Source organism: Salinicola salarius (assembly GCF_002179555.1).
GTDB classification, from domain to species: Bacteria; Pseudomonadota; Gammaproteobacteria; order Pseudomonadales; family Halomonadaceae; genus Salinicola; species Salinicola salarius_A.
In genome coordinates this window covers 78054-96237 of record NZ_NHOU01000011.1, presented here as the reverse complement: position 1 = coordinate 96237, position 18184 = coordinate 78054, and the positions used below count along the sequence as shown (strand labels likewise).

At 62.3% G+C, this 18184-nt stretch carries 14 protein-coding genes; 12 read left to right on the top strand and 2 right to left on the bottom strand.

Annotated elements, in window-relative coordinates:
- Window positions 1-38: 38 nt before the first annotated feature.
- Complete coding sequence (dinG, locus tag CCD76_RS10635) at window positions 39-2192, top strand: ATP-dependent DNA helicase DinG (protein ID WP_087719499.1); 2154 nt, start codon at window positions 39-41, stop codon at window positions 2190-2192.
- A gap of 90 nt (window positions 2193-2282) precedes the next feature.
- Here the strand turns inward: dinG and CCD76_RS10630 are convergent, their stop codons facing one another.
- On the bottom strand, window positions 2283-3365 hold the full coding sequence (locus tag CCD76_RS10630) for a 3-deoxy-7-phosphoheptulonate synthase (RefSeq protein WP_087719498.1): 1083 nt from the start codon (window positions 3363-3365) through the stop codon (window positions 2283-2285).
- A gap of 347 nt (window positions 3366-3712) precedes the next feature.
- Here CCD76_RS10630 and rpoE point away from each other — a divergent pair, with 347 nt between their 5' ends.
- The 10 genes from rpoE to pdxJ all read left to right on the top strand — a co-directional run bounded on the left by rpoE (window position 3713) and on the right by pdxJ (window position 14507).
- Window positions 3713-4318 carry an RNA polymerase sigma factor RpoE gene (gene rpoE / locus CCD76_RS10625; protein WP_087719497.1) on the top strand — a complete coding sequence of 202 codons (606 nt, stop codon included), beginning with the start codon at window positions 3713-3715 and terminating at the stop codon, window positions 4316-4318.
- A 280-nt stretch (window positions 4319-4598) separates the two neighbouring features.
- Window positions 4599-5393, top strand: a complete 795-nt coding sequence (locus CCD76_RS10620; protein ID WP_087719496.1) for a sigma-E factor negative regulatory protein — start codon at window positions 4599-4601, stop codon at window positions 5391-5393.
- Window positions 5393-6460, top strand: a complete 1068-nt coding sequence (locus tag CCD76_RS10615) for a MucB/RseB C-terminal domain-containing protein (RefSeq protein ID WP_087719495.1) — start codon at window positions 5393-5395, stop codon at window positions 6458-6460. Before CCD76_RS10620 ends, CCD76_RS10615 begins: the two co-directional genes overlap by 1 nt.
- A 251-nt stretch (window positions 6461-6711) precedes the next feature.
- Window positions 6712-8127, top strand: a complete 1416-nt coding sequence (locus tag CCD76_RS10610; RefSeq protein ID WP_087719494.1) for a DegQ family serine endoprotease — start codon at window positions 6712-6714, stop codon at window positions 8125-8127.
- Between the two features lie 338 nt (window positions 8128-8465).
- Window positions 8466-10283 (top strand): translation elongation factor 4, encoded by a 1818-nt coding sequence (lepA, locus tag CCD76_RS10605; RefSeq protein ID WP_087719493.1) that lies wholly within the window; start codon window positions 8466-8468, stop codon window positions 10281-10283.
- Between the two features lie 11 nt (window positions 10284-10294).
- Window positions 10295-11083: a signal peptidase I gene (gene lepB, locus CCD76_RS10600; RefSeq protein ID WP_087719492.1), complete on the top strand. Its 789-nt coding sequence runs from the start codon at window positions 10295-10297 to the stop codon at window positions 11081-11083.
- Window positions 11084-11282: 199 nt separating this feature from the next.
- Entirely contained in the window at window positions 11283-11966 is a 684-nt protein-coding gene (rnc, locus tag CCD76_RS10595) for a ribonuclease III (protein WP_373419417.1), read from the top strand.
- The gene (gene era / locus CCD76_RS10590; RefSeq protein WP_087719490.1) at window positions 11963-12862 is read left to right on the top strand and encodes a GTPase Era; all 900 of its coding nucleotides are present in this window, start codon (window positions 11963-11965) and stop codon (window positions 12860-12862) included. The genes rnc and era overlap by 4 nt, the downstream gene beginning before the upstream one ends.
- Window positions 12863-12918: 56 nt before the next feature.
- The gene (recO, locus tag CCD76_RS10585; RefSeq protein WP_087719489.1) at window positions 12919-13629 is read left to right on the top strand and encodes a DNA repair protein RecO; all 711 of its coding nucleotides are present in this window, start codon (window positions 12919-12921) and stop codon (window positions 13627-13629) included.
- Between the two features lie 80 nt (window positions 13630-13709).
- Window positions 13710-14507, top strand: a complete 798-nt coding sequence (pdxJ, locus tag CCD76_RS10580; RefSeq protein WP_087719488.1) for a pyridoxine 5'-phosphate synthase — start codon at window positions 13710-13712, stop codon at window positions 14505-14507.
- Window positions 14508-14512: 5 nt separating this feature from the next.
- Here the strand turns inward: pdxJ and CCD76_RS10575 are convergent, their stop codons facing one another.
- The gene (locus CCD76_RS10575) at window positions 14513-17029 is read right to left on the bottom strand and encodes a response regulator (RefSeq protein WP_087719487.1); all 2517 of its coding nucleotides are present in this window, start codon (window positions 17027-17029) and stop codon (window positions 14513-14515) included.
- A gap of 258 nt (window positions 17030-17287) precedes the next feature.
- On the opposite strand from CCD76_RS10575, the gene cysM reads away from it, so the two are divergent.
- Window positions 17288-18184 (top strand): cysteine synthase CysM, encoded by an 897-nt coding sequence (gene cysM, locus CCD76_RS10570; protein WP_087719486.1) that lies wholly within the window; start codon window positions 17288-17290, stop codon window positions 18182-18184.

Here is an 18184-nt window from a genome sequence, read left to right as displayed (position 1 = left end):
GGGCGATCTGTTTCTGACCTTCCTTCCCCGGAATGCGCATGCTCGACGAACCCCTCAAGCAAGAGATCCAGGAGGCTTACCGGCGCGTGCTCGAAGGGTTGGAGCTCACCCCGCGTTACGGTCAGCGTCTGATGATTGCGGAGATCGCGCGCACGCTGGCGTCGATCGAGCGAGATGATCAGGGCCGAAGGACGTCCAACGAGCACGTCTGTGTTCTGGAAGCGGGTACCGGTACCGGTAAAACCCTTGCGTATCTATTGGCGGCGTTACCCGTCGCCAAGGCGCGCGGCAAGCGGTTGGTCATCGCCACTGCCACGGTGGCACTGCAAGAGCAGGTATTGAATCAGGACCTGCCGATGCTCAAGGCGCACAGCGGGCTCGATTTCGAATACGCGCTGGCCAAGGGTCGGGGGCGTTACCTGTGCGTGGCCAAGCTGGATCAGGCGCTGGAAGGCGCCGAGCCCAACCCGACGCTGTCGCTGTTCGAGCAGACCATCGCCACGGACGCCGGCGGTGACTTCCCGCAGCTGATCCAGGAGATGGCCGATACCTATGCCTCCGGCAACTGGGAAGGGGATCGGGATAGCTGGCCGGTCGCCATTGATGATCGCGACTGGCGACGGCTGACCGTGGATCATCGCCAGTGCACCAATCGGCGCTGCGGCCATTTCGGCGCCTGTGCCTATTTCCGCTCGCGCCGGCATCTCGAGCAGGCCGATATCATCGTCGCCAATCACGACCTGGTGCTGGCGGACCTCGCGCTAGGCGGAGGCATGGTACTGCCGTCGCCCAAGGAGTGTATCTACGTCTTCGACGAAGGACACCACCTGCCGGACAAGGCGCTGGATCACTTCTATCATCGTTTCGGGATTAACGGCACGTTGCGCTGGCTGCGGACGTTGAAGAAGTCGCTGACGGAGTTGAACACCGCGCTCGGCGCCCAGCCGACACTCGGCCGCTTGCTGGCGACCTTCCCCGAACGCATCGCGGCGCTGGAGCCACGTCTCGGCGACGCCTACGCCATGGGACATCAGATTGCCGGGCTCGGATCCGGGGCAGGCGAGGAGACGCAGCATTTCCGCTTTCCCAACGGCCGGGCGCCGGAGCCGCTGGTCGATCTGGCCCAGCAGCTGGTCATTCCGTTCGCCGAGTTATCGCGCGATCTGGAGACGATGAGCGATATCCTCCGCGAGAGTCTCGACCCGGACAAGTCCACCGGGCTCCCGCGGGAGCAGGCGGAACCGTGGCTGCCGCTGACGGCGCTGCTCCACGGCCGCGCGCTGGAAGCGCATGCGCTGTGGTCAGCCATGGCCAAGCCGGATCCGGCGGGGCAGGCACCGCAAGCGCGATGGTTGACGTTCCAGAACTTCGGTGGCGAGCCGGAGCTGACCTTTTCGGCCAGCCCGGTATCGGCGGCGGAGACACTGGCGCGGCATCTCTGGGGAACCTGCTACGGGGCGGTGGTGACCTCGGCGACGCTGACGGCGCTCAATCGTTTCGAGCGATTGCAGGAGCGGGCCGGCCTGGCCAATCGCTATCGCTACCAGCGCCTGCCGAGCCCTTTCGACTATTCCCGGGCCATCCTCAGTGTGCCGAGGGAAGCGGTGGAGCCCGGCGATGCCAAGGCGCACGACCGTTCCATCGTCGAGTTCATCGAGGGGCTGGAAGATGACGAAGCCGTGCTGGTGCTGTTCTCCTCGCGCAAGCAACTGCGCAGCGTGGCCGATGCGTTGCCGGAACCCTGGTCGTCGCGCCTGCTCTCGCAGGATCGGCTGCCCAAGCGCGAGCTGCTGGAGCGCCATCGCAAGGCGGTCGACGACGGCGGCGGTAGCTTGATCTTCGGGCTGGCGAGTTTCGCCGAGGGGATCGATCTTCCCGGTCGTTATCTCACCCACGTGGTCATCACCCGGCTGCCGTTTTCGGTGCCGGACGATCCGGTCGGCGCCACGCTCGCCGAGTGGATCGAGAGTCAGGGCGGCAACCCGTTCATGCGGATATCGGTGCCGGATGCGTCGATCAAGCTGGTGCAGGCGTGCGGGCGGCTGATCCGCAAGGAGAACGACAGCGGCCGTATCTCGCTGTTGGATCGGCGTGTGCTGACCCGGCGGTACGGCAAGGCGTTGCTGGACGCGCTGCCACCGTTTCGGCGTCAGATCGAAGGGGTGGAAGCAGGCGAGCCGGCCAGGAACTGACGGGGGCCGCGTTGCCGCCGCCAACAAAAAACGCCCGGTGCCGTGAATTGCGGCACCGGGCGTTCTGCTTGAACGGTCGTCGTCCTGGGATCAGTCGTCGGAACGCTGGCGCGACTGGAGCACGGACTTCAATTGCTCGGCCATCTCGGTCAGCGTGCGTTCGGTGGTCGGCCAGTCGATGCAGGCATCGGTGATCGAAACGCCGTATTCGAGCTGGCTCCGGTCTTCGGGAATCTTCTGGCTGCCCCAGCCGATATTCGATTCGATCATCAAACCGATGATCGAGCGGTTGCCGTCGAGGATCTGGTGCGTCACGTTCTCCATGACCAGCGGCTGCAGCGCCGGGTCCTTGTTGGAGTTGGCGTGGGAGCAGTCGACCATCAGGTTGGCTTTCAGCCCCGCCTTGTGCAGTTCCTGCTCGGCCAGCGTGACACTGACACTGTCGTAGTTGGGCTTGCCGTTGCCGCCCCGCAGAACGACGTGGCCATAGGCGTTGCCCCGGGTCCGGATCACCGCGACCTGACCCGCCTGGTCGATACCCAGGAAGTTGTGCGGGCTGGCGACCGACTGCAATGCGTTGACTGCCACGTCCAGGCTGCCGTCGGTGCCATTCTTGAAGCCGACCGGGCCGGAAAGGCCGGAAGCCATTTCACGGTGGGTCTGGGATTCGGTGGTGCGGGCCCCTACCGCGGACCAACTAATGCAGTCCTGCAGATACTGCGGCGAAATCGGATCGAGCGCCTCGGTGGCCAGCGGCAGGCCGATTTCGGCCAGATCCACTAGTAGCCGGCGAGCGATGTGCAAGCCTTCCTCGATCTCGAACGAGTCGTTGAGGTGCGGATCGTTGATCAAGCCCTTCCAGCCGACCGTGGTACGCGGCTTCTCGAAGTAGACGCGCATCACGATGTATAGGCTGTCGCTGACGGCATCGGCGAGCTTGCGAAGGCGTCTGGCGTAGTCGCGTGCGGCTTCCGGATCGTGAATCGAGCAGGGGCCGATGACCACGAGCAGGCGAGGATCCTCGCGATCGAGAATGCGCTGGATGGTCTGACGCCCTTCGATGACCGTGCGCTCGGCGGATTCCGAAAGCGGAATGTTCTGCTTCAACGCTTCCGGGGTAATCAGGACATCCTGGGAGAGAACGTTGAGATTGTTGACCTGCTGTTCCGACATGCTGGGGCCCGTTGACTCTGATGGTGACTGCGCGTGGAGCGCGTACTATGGGGGTTGCAGGGTACAAAAATCAACTTTCCGGCCCCGTTGTGCCCTGCATGCCGGGGATCCGGCGCCGGGAGCGCGACTTGATGGGGCGGGTTAAAACAGGAACACTGGCCGGCTTCGCGTGCTAATCCATCGTTTCTGTTATAACTTGCACGCCTGTCATTGAATCGTGAGCTCAAAGGGCTCCAGGTGGGATCATGAGCGTATTATCTCCTAGTCACCACACTCGTTATCGCTGTGTCATTTCACTGCTCCAGGTCCTGCAGCTTCCGGTGCCCAGTCGTACGGGGAGGCGTTGAATGGGTGTCCGAGAGACCGATCAGCAACTCGTCGAACGCGCCCAGAAAGGGGACACCCGAGCTTTTGATCTTTTGGTCAAGAAGTACCAGCACAAGATTCTCGGTCTGATCAGCCGCTATGTTCAGGACCATTCCGAAGTTCAGGACGTTGCCCAAGAAGCCTTCATCAAGGCGTATCGCGCCCTGGGCAGCTTTCGTGCCGAAAGTGCCTTCTATACCTGGATGTATCGCATCGCCATCAACACGGCAAAGAACTATCTGGTATCGCGGGGGCGGCGTCCTCCCGGTAGCGATCTGGATATCAGCGATGCCGAGATCGTCGACCAGAGCGGGCGTCTGTCGGATATCGAATCGCCGGAAGCGGCGATCGCCCGCGATCAACTGGAAGCCGCCGTGTTCGAAGCGATCGAGCAACTGCCGGATGATCTGCGCACCGCGATCACGCTGCGTGAATTCGACGGGCTTTCCTATGAAGATATCGCCACGATCATGGAGTGCCCGGTGGGAACCGTCCGATCGCGGATCTTCCGGGCGCGCGAGGCGGTCGACAAGCATATCGAACCGTTGCTGGAACACGGTGGGCGAGACGCGGTCAACGGCGCTTGAGCGACGCAGGATCAATAGGTTCGGGAGCGCCGATGGCGATCGAATCGAGAAAGATGAATCGAAAATGAACTGTCATCGATTTCTGTCGTCATAGTGGGGCAGGTAATAGCCAAGCCGTCGTCGGCTGGAGACAATCCGGCGACGAGGGTCCGGTGACGCAGGTAGCGGGCAAGGGCATTGCGGCCTTCGAGGATCGCAATGGCACGCCCCCAGATGTCGCCCTGAGTGTCGCCGTCATTCAACACGTGGCAAGCCGCAAGGCGAGTGTGAGGGTGTGACTATGAAGCAGGTATACGAATCGTTTTCCGCATTGATGGATAACGAGGCCGATGAATTCGATCTGAGGCGGGCGCTCAAGACGCTGGGCACGTCGCCGCAGGAATCCGATACCTGGCGTCGATATCACTTGGCCCGCAGCATGATGCGGCGCGAGCGGGATGCGATCGTCGATATCGATATCTCCGGCGACGTGATGGCGGCGCTGGCGGATGAACCCCGGCCCGTCGCGGAACCAGCCAGCGAGCCGGTCAGGCGCCACTCGTTTTCCATGATGGGCGGCGCTGCCGTGGCGGCGGCGGTATCGCTCATGGTGATCACCGGCGTTCAGGTCTATAACGGCCGCTTTGGCGCCGACACCACCACGTCCTCGGATGTGGCGGCCGCTACGGGTACCTCTGCGGTCAACGAAAGTGCCCAGGCCCAGGCCACGCTGGCCTCCGAAAGTGTTGCCGGCGACCAGAGCGGGGCGATGCAGGCTTCCATGCAGGCGCCGGTCTCCAGCGGGCTGCCCTATTCGCTGGGCAGCGGCAGCTTTGGCGGTGGAAGCTTCGGCGCTGGCAACAACAGCGGCTTGATGACGGTCGGGGAGCAGGTGATGCAGCCGATGTTCCTGTCGCCGAGCACGCGTCAGTCTCCCAACGTCGATATGGAGCAGGCGCAGACGCTGCAATCCTATCTGGAGCGTCACTCCGTCGGCGCTGCCTACAGCACCGGCGACAACTGGATGCCGTTGCTGCGTACGCCGGGCGCACTGTCCGCTCAGGTCGACGGTGCCGGAGCCACGGAAGCGCGTTGATGTTTCGGTTTACTCCCCGGGCCTCTCTGGCTGCGATACTTCCTCTGCTTGCGGTTTCCGGCACTGCCCAGGCTCAAGCGTCCGTCGATGAGCGGGCGGTTCCGGAAACTTTCGACTGTCGCGACCTGGCTGCCGCCAGCGATAGCGATGTCTCTCCCGAGGCGCTGTTTCAGCGCAGTCTCTGGGCCAGCCACTGCTATAACTTCAGTGCACGGGCCGTGCGTATCAGTTTCGATGGCGTCAGGACCCTGGCGCTGACGCATAGCGTGCAGCAGGGCGTGGAGACCGAGGCCGCGAGATTTCTGGATGGTCCGCCCGTCGCGGTGGAGAAGCGGGGCAGCGTGAGCCAGGATGCGGCGGGGCAGGGAACGCTGGATTTTACCGCTGGTCTCGCGCCTGGCGCCTTGACCCGACAGATTGCCGGACATTACGACCTCCAACCGATGGAAATCGAGCGAATTGCCGGACGCGCGGCATGGCGTCTCGATATCGAACCGCAGGACGAGCTCCGCTACGGTTACTGTCTCTGGCTGGATCGCGAGACATCGCTGCTGCTCAAGCGTGAAATGATCGGTATCAATGGCCAGATTCTCGAAACCTTTCAGATAACCGATCTGCGAGCCCCCACGCTTTATCCTGATACGCTTCGTCTCGGCCCCGGCCAGTCTCCGGCGGATTCTCCGTGGCACGCGCAGTGGCTGCCTGCCGGGTTTACCTCGCAGCCGATCCCGCCTGATAGCCCTGGTCAGAGCGCACGGATTGAGCACCAGCTCTACAGTGATGGTTTGACCAGCATCAGCTTGTTCGTCGAACCCATTACCGGTAACCGGCGTTCCTTGTTGCCCGGCATGCATCGACTGGGTATCTCCTATGCAGCGGTTCGTCATGTGAATCATGAGGGCCGGCCCATGCAGATACTGGTATTGGGCGAGGCGCCGCCCGAGGTGCTGGCACGTATCGCTGCGCGAGTGACCTGGAACCAAGGGGGCGATGCCGACGATCCGTCCACTGATATGTCGGACCCTCAGAACGACTCCGACGCGAGTGCTCCCCCCGCCGGCTCCTAGTTTCCTCGCCTTTCCTCTTCAGCCAGTTCTTCAGCCTGTGACGGGGTTTTTCGCTCTTTAGCGCAAAGAAACTTTACATCCCGTTGAACTCTTGGCGTGTTTTCGTATCAATGAAAGTGGTCGCCGTGCCTTGACCGGGCGCGGCGACGATTCGATGGCGTGAGGTTCGTTATCGCCGATTTATCCCTTATGAACATCGATCTAGCTACGTGCGACTCGCCAGAGTCTTCATCGAATGTTAGGAGTGTTTAATGGAACGTATGACAAGATGGTTTGCTCCCTGGCTATTGATGGCCGTCACGTTACTGTCTGTCCAGACGGCGCAGGCCCGCGATCTGCCGGACTTCACCGGATTGGTCAAGCAGGCCGCTCCCGGAGTGGTCAATATCGCCACCACCAGTAGCGTCAGTGCGCCCAATGGGCCCTATGGTCAGCAGGACGTCCCCGAGATATTCCGCCGGTTCTTCGGTGATCAGATGCCGCCGATGCCTGGCGCGCCGCAGGGCGAGGAAGAGCGCAAGTCACTGGGCTCCGGGTTCGTCATCCGCAAGGATGGTTACATCCTGACCAACGCCCATGTGGTCAAGGACGCCGACGAGATCATGGTGCGTCTCAACGACCGGCGGGAACTCCCGGCCAAACTGGTGGGCTCCGATGCGCGAACCGACGTCGCCCTGCTCAAGGTCGACGCCGACGATCTTCCTACGCTCAAGATCGGCAACTCCGATGACCTCGAAGCCGGCGAATGGGTGGCCGCCATCGGTTCTCCGTTCGGTTTCGATCATTCGGTAACGGCCGGCATCGTCAGTGCGATCAATCGCACGCTGCCGAGCGAGACCTATGTGCCCTTCATCCAGACCGATGTGGCGATCAACCCGGGTAACTCCGGTGGCCCCTTGTTCAACCTCGATGGCGAAGTCGTGGGGATCAATTCGCAGATCTACACACGTAGCGGTGGTTTCATGGGGCTATCGTTCGCCGTGCCGATCAGCGTTGCCATGAACGTCGCCGATCAGCTGCGCACCGAAGGTCATGTGAGCCGCGGCTGGCTGGGCGTGGTGATTCAGCCGGTGTCCAAGGATCTTGCCGAATCGTTCGGACTCGATGGCACAAAGGGGGCACTGGTTTCCGATGTCAGTGATGACAGCCCGGCGCAGAAGGCAGGCCTGAAGGCAGGTGATGTCATTCTGAGTGCCGACGGGTCCGATATCGATGACTCCACGACGCTGCCACGTCTGATTGGCCAGGTGGCGCCGGGAGCCGAGGTCAGTCTGCAGGTCATGCGCGGTGGCGACCAGCGCAAGGTCGACGTGACCGTGGGTGATTGGCCGGACCAGACGGCGGCCGATGGCTCGCCGTCCAGCGCATCTTCCAACGACCAGACCAAGCTGGGAATTGCGATCAGTGATCTCAGCGATCAGGAGAAGCAGCAGCTGGATATCGATAATGGCGCCCTGGTGCGTCGCGTCGACCCGCGTGGCGCGGCGGCGACGGCGGGTATTCAGCCTGGTGACGTCGTCGTCAGTTTCGATCAGAAAGCGATCGATAGCGCCGATCAGCTGATCGATGCGGTCAAGCAGGCCGACGGTGATCGTGCCATCCCGGTGCGTATCGTCCGGGATGGGACTTCACTGTTCGTAGCGTTGCGCTTGAAGGCCAGCGACTGAGTCGCGCCGGGCGACAGGTTCGGGCCAAGCCCGCCTCACAGCCTCGCGAAAGCGAGGCTGTGTACGTTCCGGTTGTCGCTGTCTTTGCCACGGCCATGTCGGTACAATGCGCCAAATTCGTAATCAACCGCGCGACAGGAAGACAACGGTACATAAAAGTCGGCGCGGGCGAATCGCTGCGTCGTGCGCTGCTCGAATACTGACCGGACCCCGCGTCATGGCTGGTGCTTCCTGCGCCGCGCGTCGTGCGCTTCATCCCGCTCGACGATTTATCGACGTTTCCCTGGCTACGGCACTCCGTGCGGACCGCGCGCGTACAAATTACCGGTAAGGTTTCAATGGCAGACGCTGCAAGCAACGAGCAACTGAAGTTCATTCGCAACTTCTCGATCATCGCCCATATCGACCACGGCAAGTCCACGCTGGCAGATCGCATCATCCAGTTCTGCGGTGGTCTGACAGATCGTGAACTCAAGGAGCAGGTGCTCGATTCGATGGATCTCGAGCGCGAGCGCGGTATCACCATCAAGGCGCAGTCGGTCACGCTCGACTACCAGGCGCAGGATGGGCACACCTACCAGCTCAACTTCATCGACACGCCCGGGCATGTCGATTTCTCCTACGAGGTTTCGCGCTCGCTCTACGCGTGCGAGGGGGCATTGCTCGTGGTCGATGCCGCTCAGGGTGTCGAGGCGCAGTCGGTCGCCAACTGCTACACCGCCATCGAGCAGAACCTGGAAGTGCTCCCGGTTCTCAACAAGATGGATCTACCCCAGGCGGACCCGGACAAAGTGGCTCACGAGATCGAGGAGATCATCGGTCTCGATGCTCATGACGCGGTACGTGTGTCGGCCAAGAGCGGTCTCAACATCGATCTGCTGCTGGAGCGTCTGGTGCGTGATATTCCGCCCCCCAAAGGCGATCGCGAAGGCCATCTCCAGGCCCTGATCATCGATTCCTGGTTCGATAACTACCAGGGTGTCGTGTCGCTGGTGCGTCTGTTCGACGGCACCTTGAAGAAGGGCGACAAGATTCAGATGAAGTCGACCGGTCGCGATTGGGAAGTGACCGACATCGGCTATTTCACGCCCAAGCAGAACTCCACCGGCATCCTGCGTGCCGGCGAAGTCGGCTTCGTCATCGCCGGCATCAAGGATATCCAGGGCGCGCCGGTCGGCGACACGATCACCCATACCAAGACCAAGGACGTGCCGCGTCTGCCCGGCTTCCAGAAAGTGAAGCCGCAGGTCTACGCCGGCATGTTCCCGGTCAGCTCCGACGACTACGAAGACTTCCGTGACGCGCTCGAGAAGCTGGCGCTCAACGATGCCTCGCTCGACTACGTGCCGGAGAACTCCGATGCGCTCGGGTTCGGCTTCCGCGTCGGTTTCCTCGGCACGCTGCACATGGAAATCGTCCAGGAACGCCTGGAGCGCGAATACGACATCGATCTGCTGACCACGGCGCCGACAGTCAACTACGAGCTGTTGATGGACAACGGTGAGTTGGTCACCATCTCCAACCCGTCGAAGCTGCCCGATATGGCCAACGTGGCGGAGATGCGCGAGCCGATCGTGCGCGCCAGTATTCTGGTGCCGCAGGAGTACGTGGGCAACGTCATCTCCGAATGCGTCAATCGTCGCGGCGTGCAGCTGGACATGCAGGTGCTGGGCAGCCAGATGCAGCTCGTCTACGAACTGCCTATGGCCGAGGTCGTCATGGACTTCTTTGACCGACTCAAGTCGATCTCCAAGGGCTATGCCTCGCTCGACTACAGCTTCGAGCGTTTCGAGGCCGCCAAGCTGGTACGCCTGGATATTCTCATCAACGGCGATCGTGTCGACGCGCTGGCGTTGATCATTCATCGCGATCACGCTCATTCGCGTGGTCGCATTCTGGTCGACAAGATGAAGGAGTTGATCCCGCGCCAGATGTTCGATGTCGCGGTACAGGCAGCGATCGGCGGTCACGTCGTGGCACGAACGACGGTCAAGGCGCTACGCAAGAACGTGACGGCCAAGTGCTACGGCGGCGACACGACGCGCAAGAAGAAATTGCTGGAGAAGCAGAAAGCCGGCAAGAAACGCATGAAGCAGGTGGGTCGTGTCGAAATACCCCAGGATGCGTTCCTTGCCGTTCTCAAAATGAACGAGTAGGAAAACACCTCATGGATTTTTCGTTGTTACTGGTGTTGGCTGTCGCCATCACGGGGCTCGTCTGGTTGCTCGACAGCCTGTTCTGGCGGCGCTCGCGTCGCCAACGCCAGCAGGCCGCCGCACAAGCACAGGGTGGCGAAAAGTCGGTCGACTACAAGGACCCCTGGCCGGTCGACTACGCCCGCTCCTTTTTCCCCGTGTTGCTGGTCGTTCTGGTGCTGCGCAGCTTCGTGATCGAGCCGTTCCAGATTCCCTCGGGCTCGATGCGACCGACACTCGAGGTAGGGGATTTCATCCTGGTCAACAAGTTCAGCTACGGACTCCGCCTGCCGGTCATCAACACCGAAATTGCCGATATCGGGGAACCGGAGCGCGGTGATGTCATGGTCTTCCGCTTCCCGCAGGATCCATCGGTCAATTTCATCAAGCGCGTCATTGGCCTGCCGGGGGATCACATTCGCTACGAAAACAAGCAGCTCTACGTCAATGGCGAACCGGTGCCCAAGTCGATGACCGATCCCGACCCGGCAGAAGCACCGGGCGAAGAACTGTTCGAGGAACACCTCGGTGACGTCGAGCACAGTATCTTCAACAACCCCCAGAGCCCCGGGCCCCAGATGCGGGAGATCGTCGTTCCCGACCACGAGTATTTCATGATGGGCGACAACCGCGACCACTCCAACGACAGCCGTTACTGGGGTTTCGTCCCGGAAAAGAACATCGTCGGCAAGGCGTTTGCCGTGTGGATGCACTGGGATGGTGGATTGCCTAGCTTCAGCACGGTACGCCAGATAAACTGATTCTTATATAGCTGTTGAAATTTCAGTTGGTCGGCCGCCGGCTCCGGACGCGGGATCATGACGGTCCCGTTCTCGGAACAGCGGCAAGACGCGCAACTCGCATAGCGGGCGACGGGCTATCCCGCGCCCGCTTTGCTTCAAAGACAACGATTCTTTGTTTCAAAGATAACGACTCAATGGGAATGACGTGAGTGATCCTCTGCAAGGCTTCAGCCGCCGAATTGGCCACGACTTTCGTGACCCGGCGCTGCTGGAACTGGCGCTGACGCACCGCAGCGTCGGCGGCGCCAATAACGAACGGCTCGAGTTTCTGGGAGACTCGATCGTCAATTTCGTGATCGGCGAGGCGCTGTTCAAGCGCTTTCCGGCCGCGCGGGAAGGGCAGCTGTCCCGCCTGCGGGCCGGGCTGGTCAAGGGGCAGACGCTGGCCGTGGTGGCGCGGGAATTCAACCTGGGCGAGTGCCTCAGGCTGGGGTCCGGCGAGATGAAAAGCGGCGGTCATCGGCGCGATTCGATCCTGGCCGACGCGCTGGAAGGGGTGATCGGGGCGATCTATCTCGACGCCGGTATGGATGTGGCACGCAGTCGCGTGCTGGCCTGGTTCGGGACGCGCCTGGAAGCGATCGACCTGCACAATACGCAGAAGGATCCCAAGACGCGCCTGCAGGAGTTCCTGCAGTCCCGGCAGCAGGCGTTGCCGCGCTATGAAGTGATCTCGGTGGAAGGCGAGGCCCACGCCCAGACCTTCAGCGTCGAGTGCCACGTGGCCATGCTGGGCGAGTCACCGACGCTGGGAGAAGGCACGAGCCGACGTTTCGCCGAACAGCAGGCCGCCGAGCTTGCGTTGACCCAACTCGAACCATCAAAGGGCAAGCGTCAATGACACAGAGCTGTGGTTTCGTCGCTATCGTCGGGCGTCCCAACGTGGGTAAATCGACCCTGATGAACCGTATCCTGGGGCAGAAGATTTCCATCACCTCGCGGCGCCCGCAAACGACGCGCCACCAGGTCATGGGCATCAAGACAGTGGATGAGGCGCAGTTCATCTATGTCGATACGCCCGGCATCCATCTGCAGACCCGGGATCGCAACAAGGCGATCAATCGCTTCATGAACCAGGCTGCATCACAGGCGCTGCGCGACGTCGATTGCGTCGTGTTCCTGGTCGACCGCACGCGCTGGACGGATGAGGATCAGGTCGTGCTCGACAAGCTCACCCACGTCGAAGCGCCGGTAATCCTGGCGGTCAACAAAGTCGACTGGCTCGAGGACAAGACGACATTGCTGCCGTGGCTGGAGTCGCTTTCCGCCAGACGCGAATTCGCCGCGATCCTGCCGATCTCCGCCAAGCATGGAACCAACGTGCCGGAGCTCGAAGGCGAAGTCGGCAAGCGCCTGCCCGAAGGTGTGCACTACTTCCCGGATGATCAGATCACCGACAAGAGCCAGCGCTTTCTGGCCGCCGAGCTGGTCCGCGAAAAGGTCATGCGCCAGTTGGGCGACGAGCTTCCCTATCAGATGACCGTCGAGATCGAGGAGTTCCGCGACGAAGGCAAGGTCATCCATATCAGCGCATTGATGCTGGTCGAGCGCCAGGGCCAGAAGAAGATCCTGATCGGTGACAAGGGGGAGCGGATCAAGAAGATCGGCATCGAGGCGCGCCAGGAGATGGAGCGAGCCTTCGACAGCAAGGTCATGCTCAACCTATGGGTCAAGGTCAAGCGCGGCTGGTCGGACGACGATCGAGCGCTGAAGAGCCTGGGCTACAACCATGATTGAACCCCTGTCACGACTGAGCGACTGCCCGCGATTTTCTCGCTGACGAGGCATTGGCAATGACGCCCCAGCCGGCTTATCTGCTGCACAAGCGGCCCTATCGGGAGACCAGCGCCCTGGTGGACGTCATCACGCTGGAGCACGGCCATATCCGCGCCGTCGCCCAGGGCGTTCAGCGGGCGGGGAGCAAGTCCCGCGCCAAGCTGCAACCTTTTGCGCCACTGCATCTGACCTGGATCGGCGACGGCGATCTCAAACGCCTGCGGATGATGGAAACCACCCAGAGCGCCGTGTTGCTGGCCGGTGAAGGCTTGCTTTGTGGACTCTACGCCAATGAGCTGCTGACGCGAGCGCTGCCGGTCGGGCTGCCGACGGGCGATCTCTTCGCCATCTACGCCTGGACGATCGAGCGACTGACCCGGCCGGCCGAACGTGCCACCAGCCTCAGGCGCCTTGAGATCACCTTGCTCGAGGCGCTGGATGCCGAGCCGATCTTTCTCGAGACGGACGACAGCCCGCTCGATCCCTCCACCCGTTACACCTACGTTGTCGAGAGCCGCCGCTTCATGCCCGTCGGTGCGCAGCACCCCGGTTGGGATGGCCGCAGCCTCAAGCTGCTGGCGCGCGGCGACTGGGACGCGTCCGGGCTGGCTGGCCTGAGCAAGGCATTGACCCGAGCGGCACTGGCGCCGCTGATTGGCAACCAGCCGCTACGCTCCCGGGAACTAATGCAACGGCTCAGCCAGCGCCGCCGTCAGGGGCGTGCCTGATTCTCGCTATCGCCGGGCCGGGGAGCGCGTCCCTCGACCCGGGTCCTCTTGTCTTTCACCGCTCCAAGGAGCCCGAGTTCATGATCGCTACTCGTATTCAGTTGGGTGTCAACATCGACCATGTCGCGACGCTACGCCAGGCCCGCGGTACCCGCTATCCCGACCCGGTCCAGGCCGCGCTGCTGGCCGAGGAAGCCGGCGCCGATGGCATCACCTTGCATCTGCGCGAGGACAGACGGCATATCCAGGAGCGGGACGTCGAACTGATCGCGGCCGTGCTCAATACGCGCATGAACCTGGAGATGGCGGTGACCGAGGAGATGATCGCCCTCGCCGAGCGGCTGAAGCCAGCGGATGTCTGCCTGGTGCCGGAAAAGCGGGAAGAGCTGACCACCGAAGGGGGGCTCGACGTCGTTGGCGGTCGCGATGCCATCGCTAGTGCCTGTCGTCGACTCGAGGCGGCAGGGTGCCGGGTTTCGCTGTTCATCGATCCCGAGCCGGCGCAGATTCAGGCGGCATTCGAGGTGGGTGCCCCGGTGGTCGAGTTGCACACCGGTGCCTATGCGGAAACCAGCGGCGAGGCGCAGCGCCTCGAGTACGAACGACTGACCGCGGCGGCGGAATTCGCCGACGAACTGGGCCTGGTGGTGAACGCCGGACACGGCCTGCACTACCATAACGTCGAGGCGATTGCGGCGATTCCCGGAATCCACGAGCTCAACATTGGCCACGCGGTCATCGCGCGGGCGCTGTTCGTCGGACTCAAGGAAGCCGTGGCGGAAATGAAACGGCTGATGGTGGCCGGTCAGGAGTCGGGGCTCGTCGCCCAGATCGAGTCCTTCGAGCATGACCACGACCACGACCACGACCACGCGTAAGCGCGTCAGTGGATGCCAGTGACCGTCTGATCGTCGGCCCAGATGCCCAGACGATCGCAAGCGGCCATCACTTCACGAAATGCCTCGCCACACGCGTCCACGGGGTGATGGCGACAGCGGTTCTCCAGTTTGTCGCAAGCCGCCGCCAGCTGGAGCGCGCCGCAGTAGCGGCAACCGCCGCCGAGCTGGTGGGCGATCTCGGCAAGCCGCTCGGCATCGCGGCGCTGCCACGCGACATTCAGTTCGTGTCGATACCCGGGCAGCTCCGCAATCAACTGGGCCAACATGTCTGCGGCGAGCGCCTCGCGGTCGCCACTGACCCGGCGGGCCCGGGCCTTGTCGACGACCGGCAGGTCACCCGCATGCAGGGGTGGCGGTGTTCGGGAGAGATCTGTACCTGAAGGCGAGGTCGTCCGTTCCGAGGGTGGGCACGGAGGCATCGTCAGATATTGCGCCAGCACGCTTCTCAGCAGACTTTCCGCTAGCGGCTTGACTAATATCTCGTTGATGGCGCCATTCGTCGATCGGCTTCGTTCTGGCGCGTTCGGTTCGGCGGTCATGGCGATGACGGGTTTGCGTTTCCATTCCCGATTCAGTCGTCGCAGGCGGTCTATTGCTTCGAAGCCGCTGGCATCGGGCAAGTGCAGGTCCACCAGAACCAGATCGATGGTCCGCTTCGAGGCGATGGCGATGGCTTCGGCGGCGTTGCCCGCCACCACGACCTCCGTGCCGATGATGGGAAGCACTGCGTCGAGGTAGTGCTGCGACACCTCGTCATCATCGATGACCAGCACTCGAGGGCGTGGGGGTAAATCCTGCTGACGATGCTCGGCGAGCATCCTGGCCAGGGCTCGCCCCAGGCTATATCGGGAGATCGGCAACCGGAGGATGGCGCTTCCTTCCGGCAGACGCCAGGTTATCGGCCGCGTCGGGGTGAGATTGGCCACCAGCAGACAGGGGCGGCGCATGGCGTCGAAGCGTTGTTGCCAGATTCGATGAGCCTCGGGCTCGAGAGCCTTCTCATCAATGCCAATGATCGACAACTGACACGTGTCACCCGTCGCGCTCAAGGAATCCGGTTCGCTCAGCGATGTCGGGCGCGCACGCCATCGCTTGAGCGCATAGTCGAGCAGATACGCCAGCCGGGCATGTGGCTGCCATACTGTGATTTCCGCACCTTCCAGATCGAATTCTGCGGGGCGAACATAGGGCTCGCAGGCCTCCAGGCCGATGCTGGCGATGATCGTGTTGCCCTTGCCCGAACTGGCCCCCAGGGCCAGCGACCCGTTCATCTCCGCTGCCAGGCGCTGGCAGATAGCAATACCCACACCGGTTTTGGCATCGACTGCTTCGGCTTGTCCTCGTTCGAGCGCTTGCTGCAGGCGCTGACGATTTGATGGATCGCGGCTGCCGCCATCGCTGACACTCAAGCGCAAGCGGACCGCGCTACCTTCGCGGCTCTCCAGGACGACGCGAATGACGATATCGCCTTCCTCGCCGTACTTGATGGCGTTGTTGATCAGATTGGTCAGCAGCTGGCGGATGCCGATGTCGGCACCGACGAGGCGAGGGGGAACGTCATCGTAGACAATAGCCAGCAACGTCATGCGCTTCGCTTGCGCCAACGGTGTCTGCAGACACAGGATCTCCCAGAGTACCTCGGCGATATCAAAGACGTGATCCGTCCGGCTGCGATTGTCCCCCAACACATGGTCGACGGTATCGAGCAGCCCGGTGGAAGCCAGATGAATGTGGCGGAGCCATTCCCGTTGCTGCGTATCGAGAGGGCTGTTCTCCAGCAGGCGACAGAACCCCAGCACCCCGGACAGCGGCGCGCGTAGCTCATGACTCACGTAGGTCAGATCACTGTCCGGGCTCACTTCCGGTGCGTGAGTCAATGATGACGTCGGGAAAAGCGACGCTTTGGCGTTGGGCGCTGTCCGGTCACGCGTCGTACGGTCAGGAGGTGATCGCCGCCAGACCAACGTCAACGGAATCAATAGCAGCAGTGACAGCAGCGGCAGCCAGGGGCTAAAAGGGCGGTCAGGTATGGAGTTGGCGCGTAGAGGATCGAGACTCAGATCCAGCCAGTAGCGGTGCGGCGACTGCGGGAGAACGAAGGTCTCCAGCGGTTGTATCCATCTCCGAACCCCATCGTGGTTCCAGGTGCGCAATGCCGATGAAAGCGTCTCCAGTGCCGCCGGAGGAGGGGCCGTCCCCGTGAAATCCCGGACTTTGCCGCTTTCATCTCGGAGGGTGGCGTTGACGATAGCCGGGTCGCTGGTCAGACGGGCCAGCAGCTTGTGCACCCGAGGCATGTCCTCGTTCTGCGCGGCCTCAGCCAGCGATGGCGTGAAGACACGGTTGATGCTTTGCAGCCGTCGGGACAACATCTGATCATTGGCACGACACCATTCCCAGGCATGCCACCCGGCCAAGCCGAGCAGCAGCGCGGAAAATAGTATGAAAAAAATGATCAGCCCGCGTGAAACCATTAAACCCTGAAGCTCTTGCGTTTTCATGGAGTTTTATCGGCGAAGGTCTGAAAAACCGTAGCCCTGCCAGTGACTCGAATCGGCAATGCCATAAAACCGATCGCCCATTATGGATCGAGACGGCGATGCCGACACACGAGCCGTCGCCGTGTCCTGGATGACCGCTGTCATGTCCCCCGCCGGCTTCGATATACTATTACCATTCCATTTACTGGTTCTCGGCCGGCCGCTTTCGTCATTGGTCCGGTTCGAAACCGTACAAGCTCTGGCCCCAGGAACTTTTCTATGGCATTTCCCACGCTCGCGCAAACCGTTGGCAATACGCCATTGGTGAGACTCGCCCGCATCAATGCCGGGCGCGACAATACGATTCTGGCCAAGCTGGAAGGTAACAATCCGGCAGGCTCGGTCAAGGATCGCCCGGCGCTCTCCATGCTCCGCGAAGCGGAGGCTCGGGGCGATATCTCGCCGGGAGACACGCTGATCGAAGCGACATCCGGCAATACCGGCATTGCACTCGCCATGGCCGCCGCGGTGATGGGGTATCGCATGATCCTGATCATGCCGGACAACGCCTCCAGCGAGCGCAAGCAGGCCATGGCGGCCTACGGCGCCAGGCTGATCGGCGTCAGCAAGGAAGCCGGCATGGAAGGGGCGCGGGATCTGGCCGACGAGATGATCGCCCGAGGCGAAGGCAAGCCGCTCAACCAGTTTGCCAACCCCGACAATCCGCTGGCCCACTACCGTACCACCGGTCCCGAACTGTGGGAGCAGACCGCGGGGCGCATCACCCATTTCGTCAGCGCCATGGGGACCACCGGCACCATCATGGGGACCTCGCGCTATCTCAAGGAGCGCAACCCGTCGATCCAGGTCGTCGGCCTTCAGCCGGCGGACGGCGCGAGCATTGCCGGCATCCGGCGCTGGCCCGAGGCGTATCTGCCCGACATCTTCGAACCGCAGCGAGTCGACAGCGTGCTGGACATCGGCCAGCAGGAAGCCGAGGAGCACATGCGCCGCCTGGCACGGGAAGAGGGAATTCTCGCTGGTGTCTCCTCCGGCGGAGCGCTGGCGGGGGCGCTGAGGGTCGCCGAACAGGTCGACAACGCCGTGATCGTGTTCATCGTCTGCGACCGGGGCGATCGCTATCTCTCCACCGGCCTCTATGCGCCGGACGCCTGA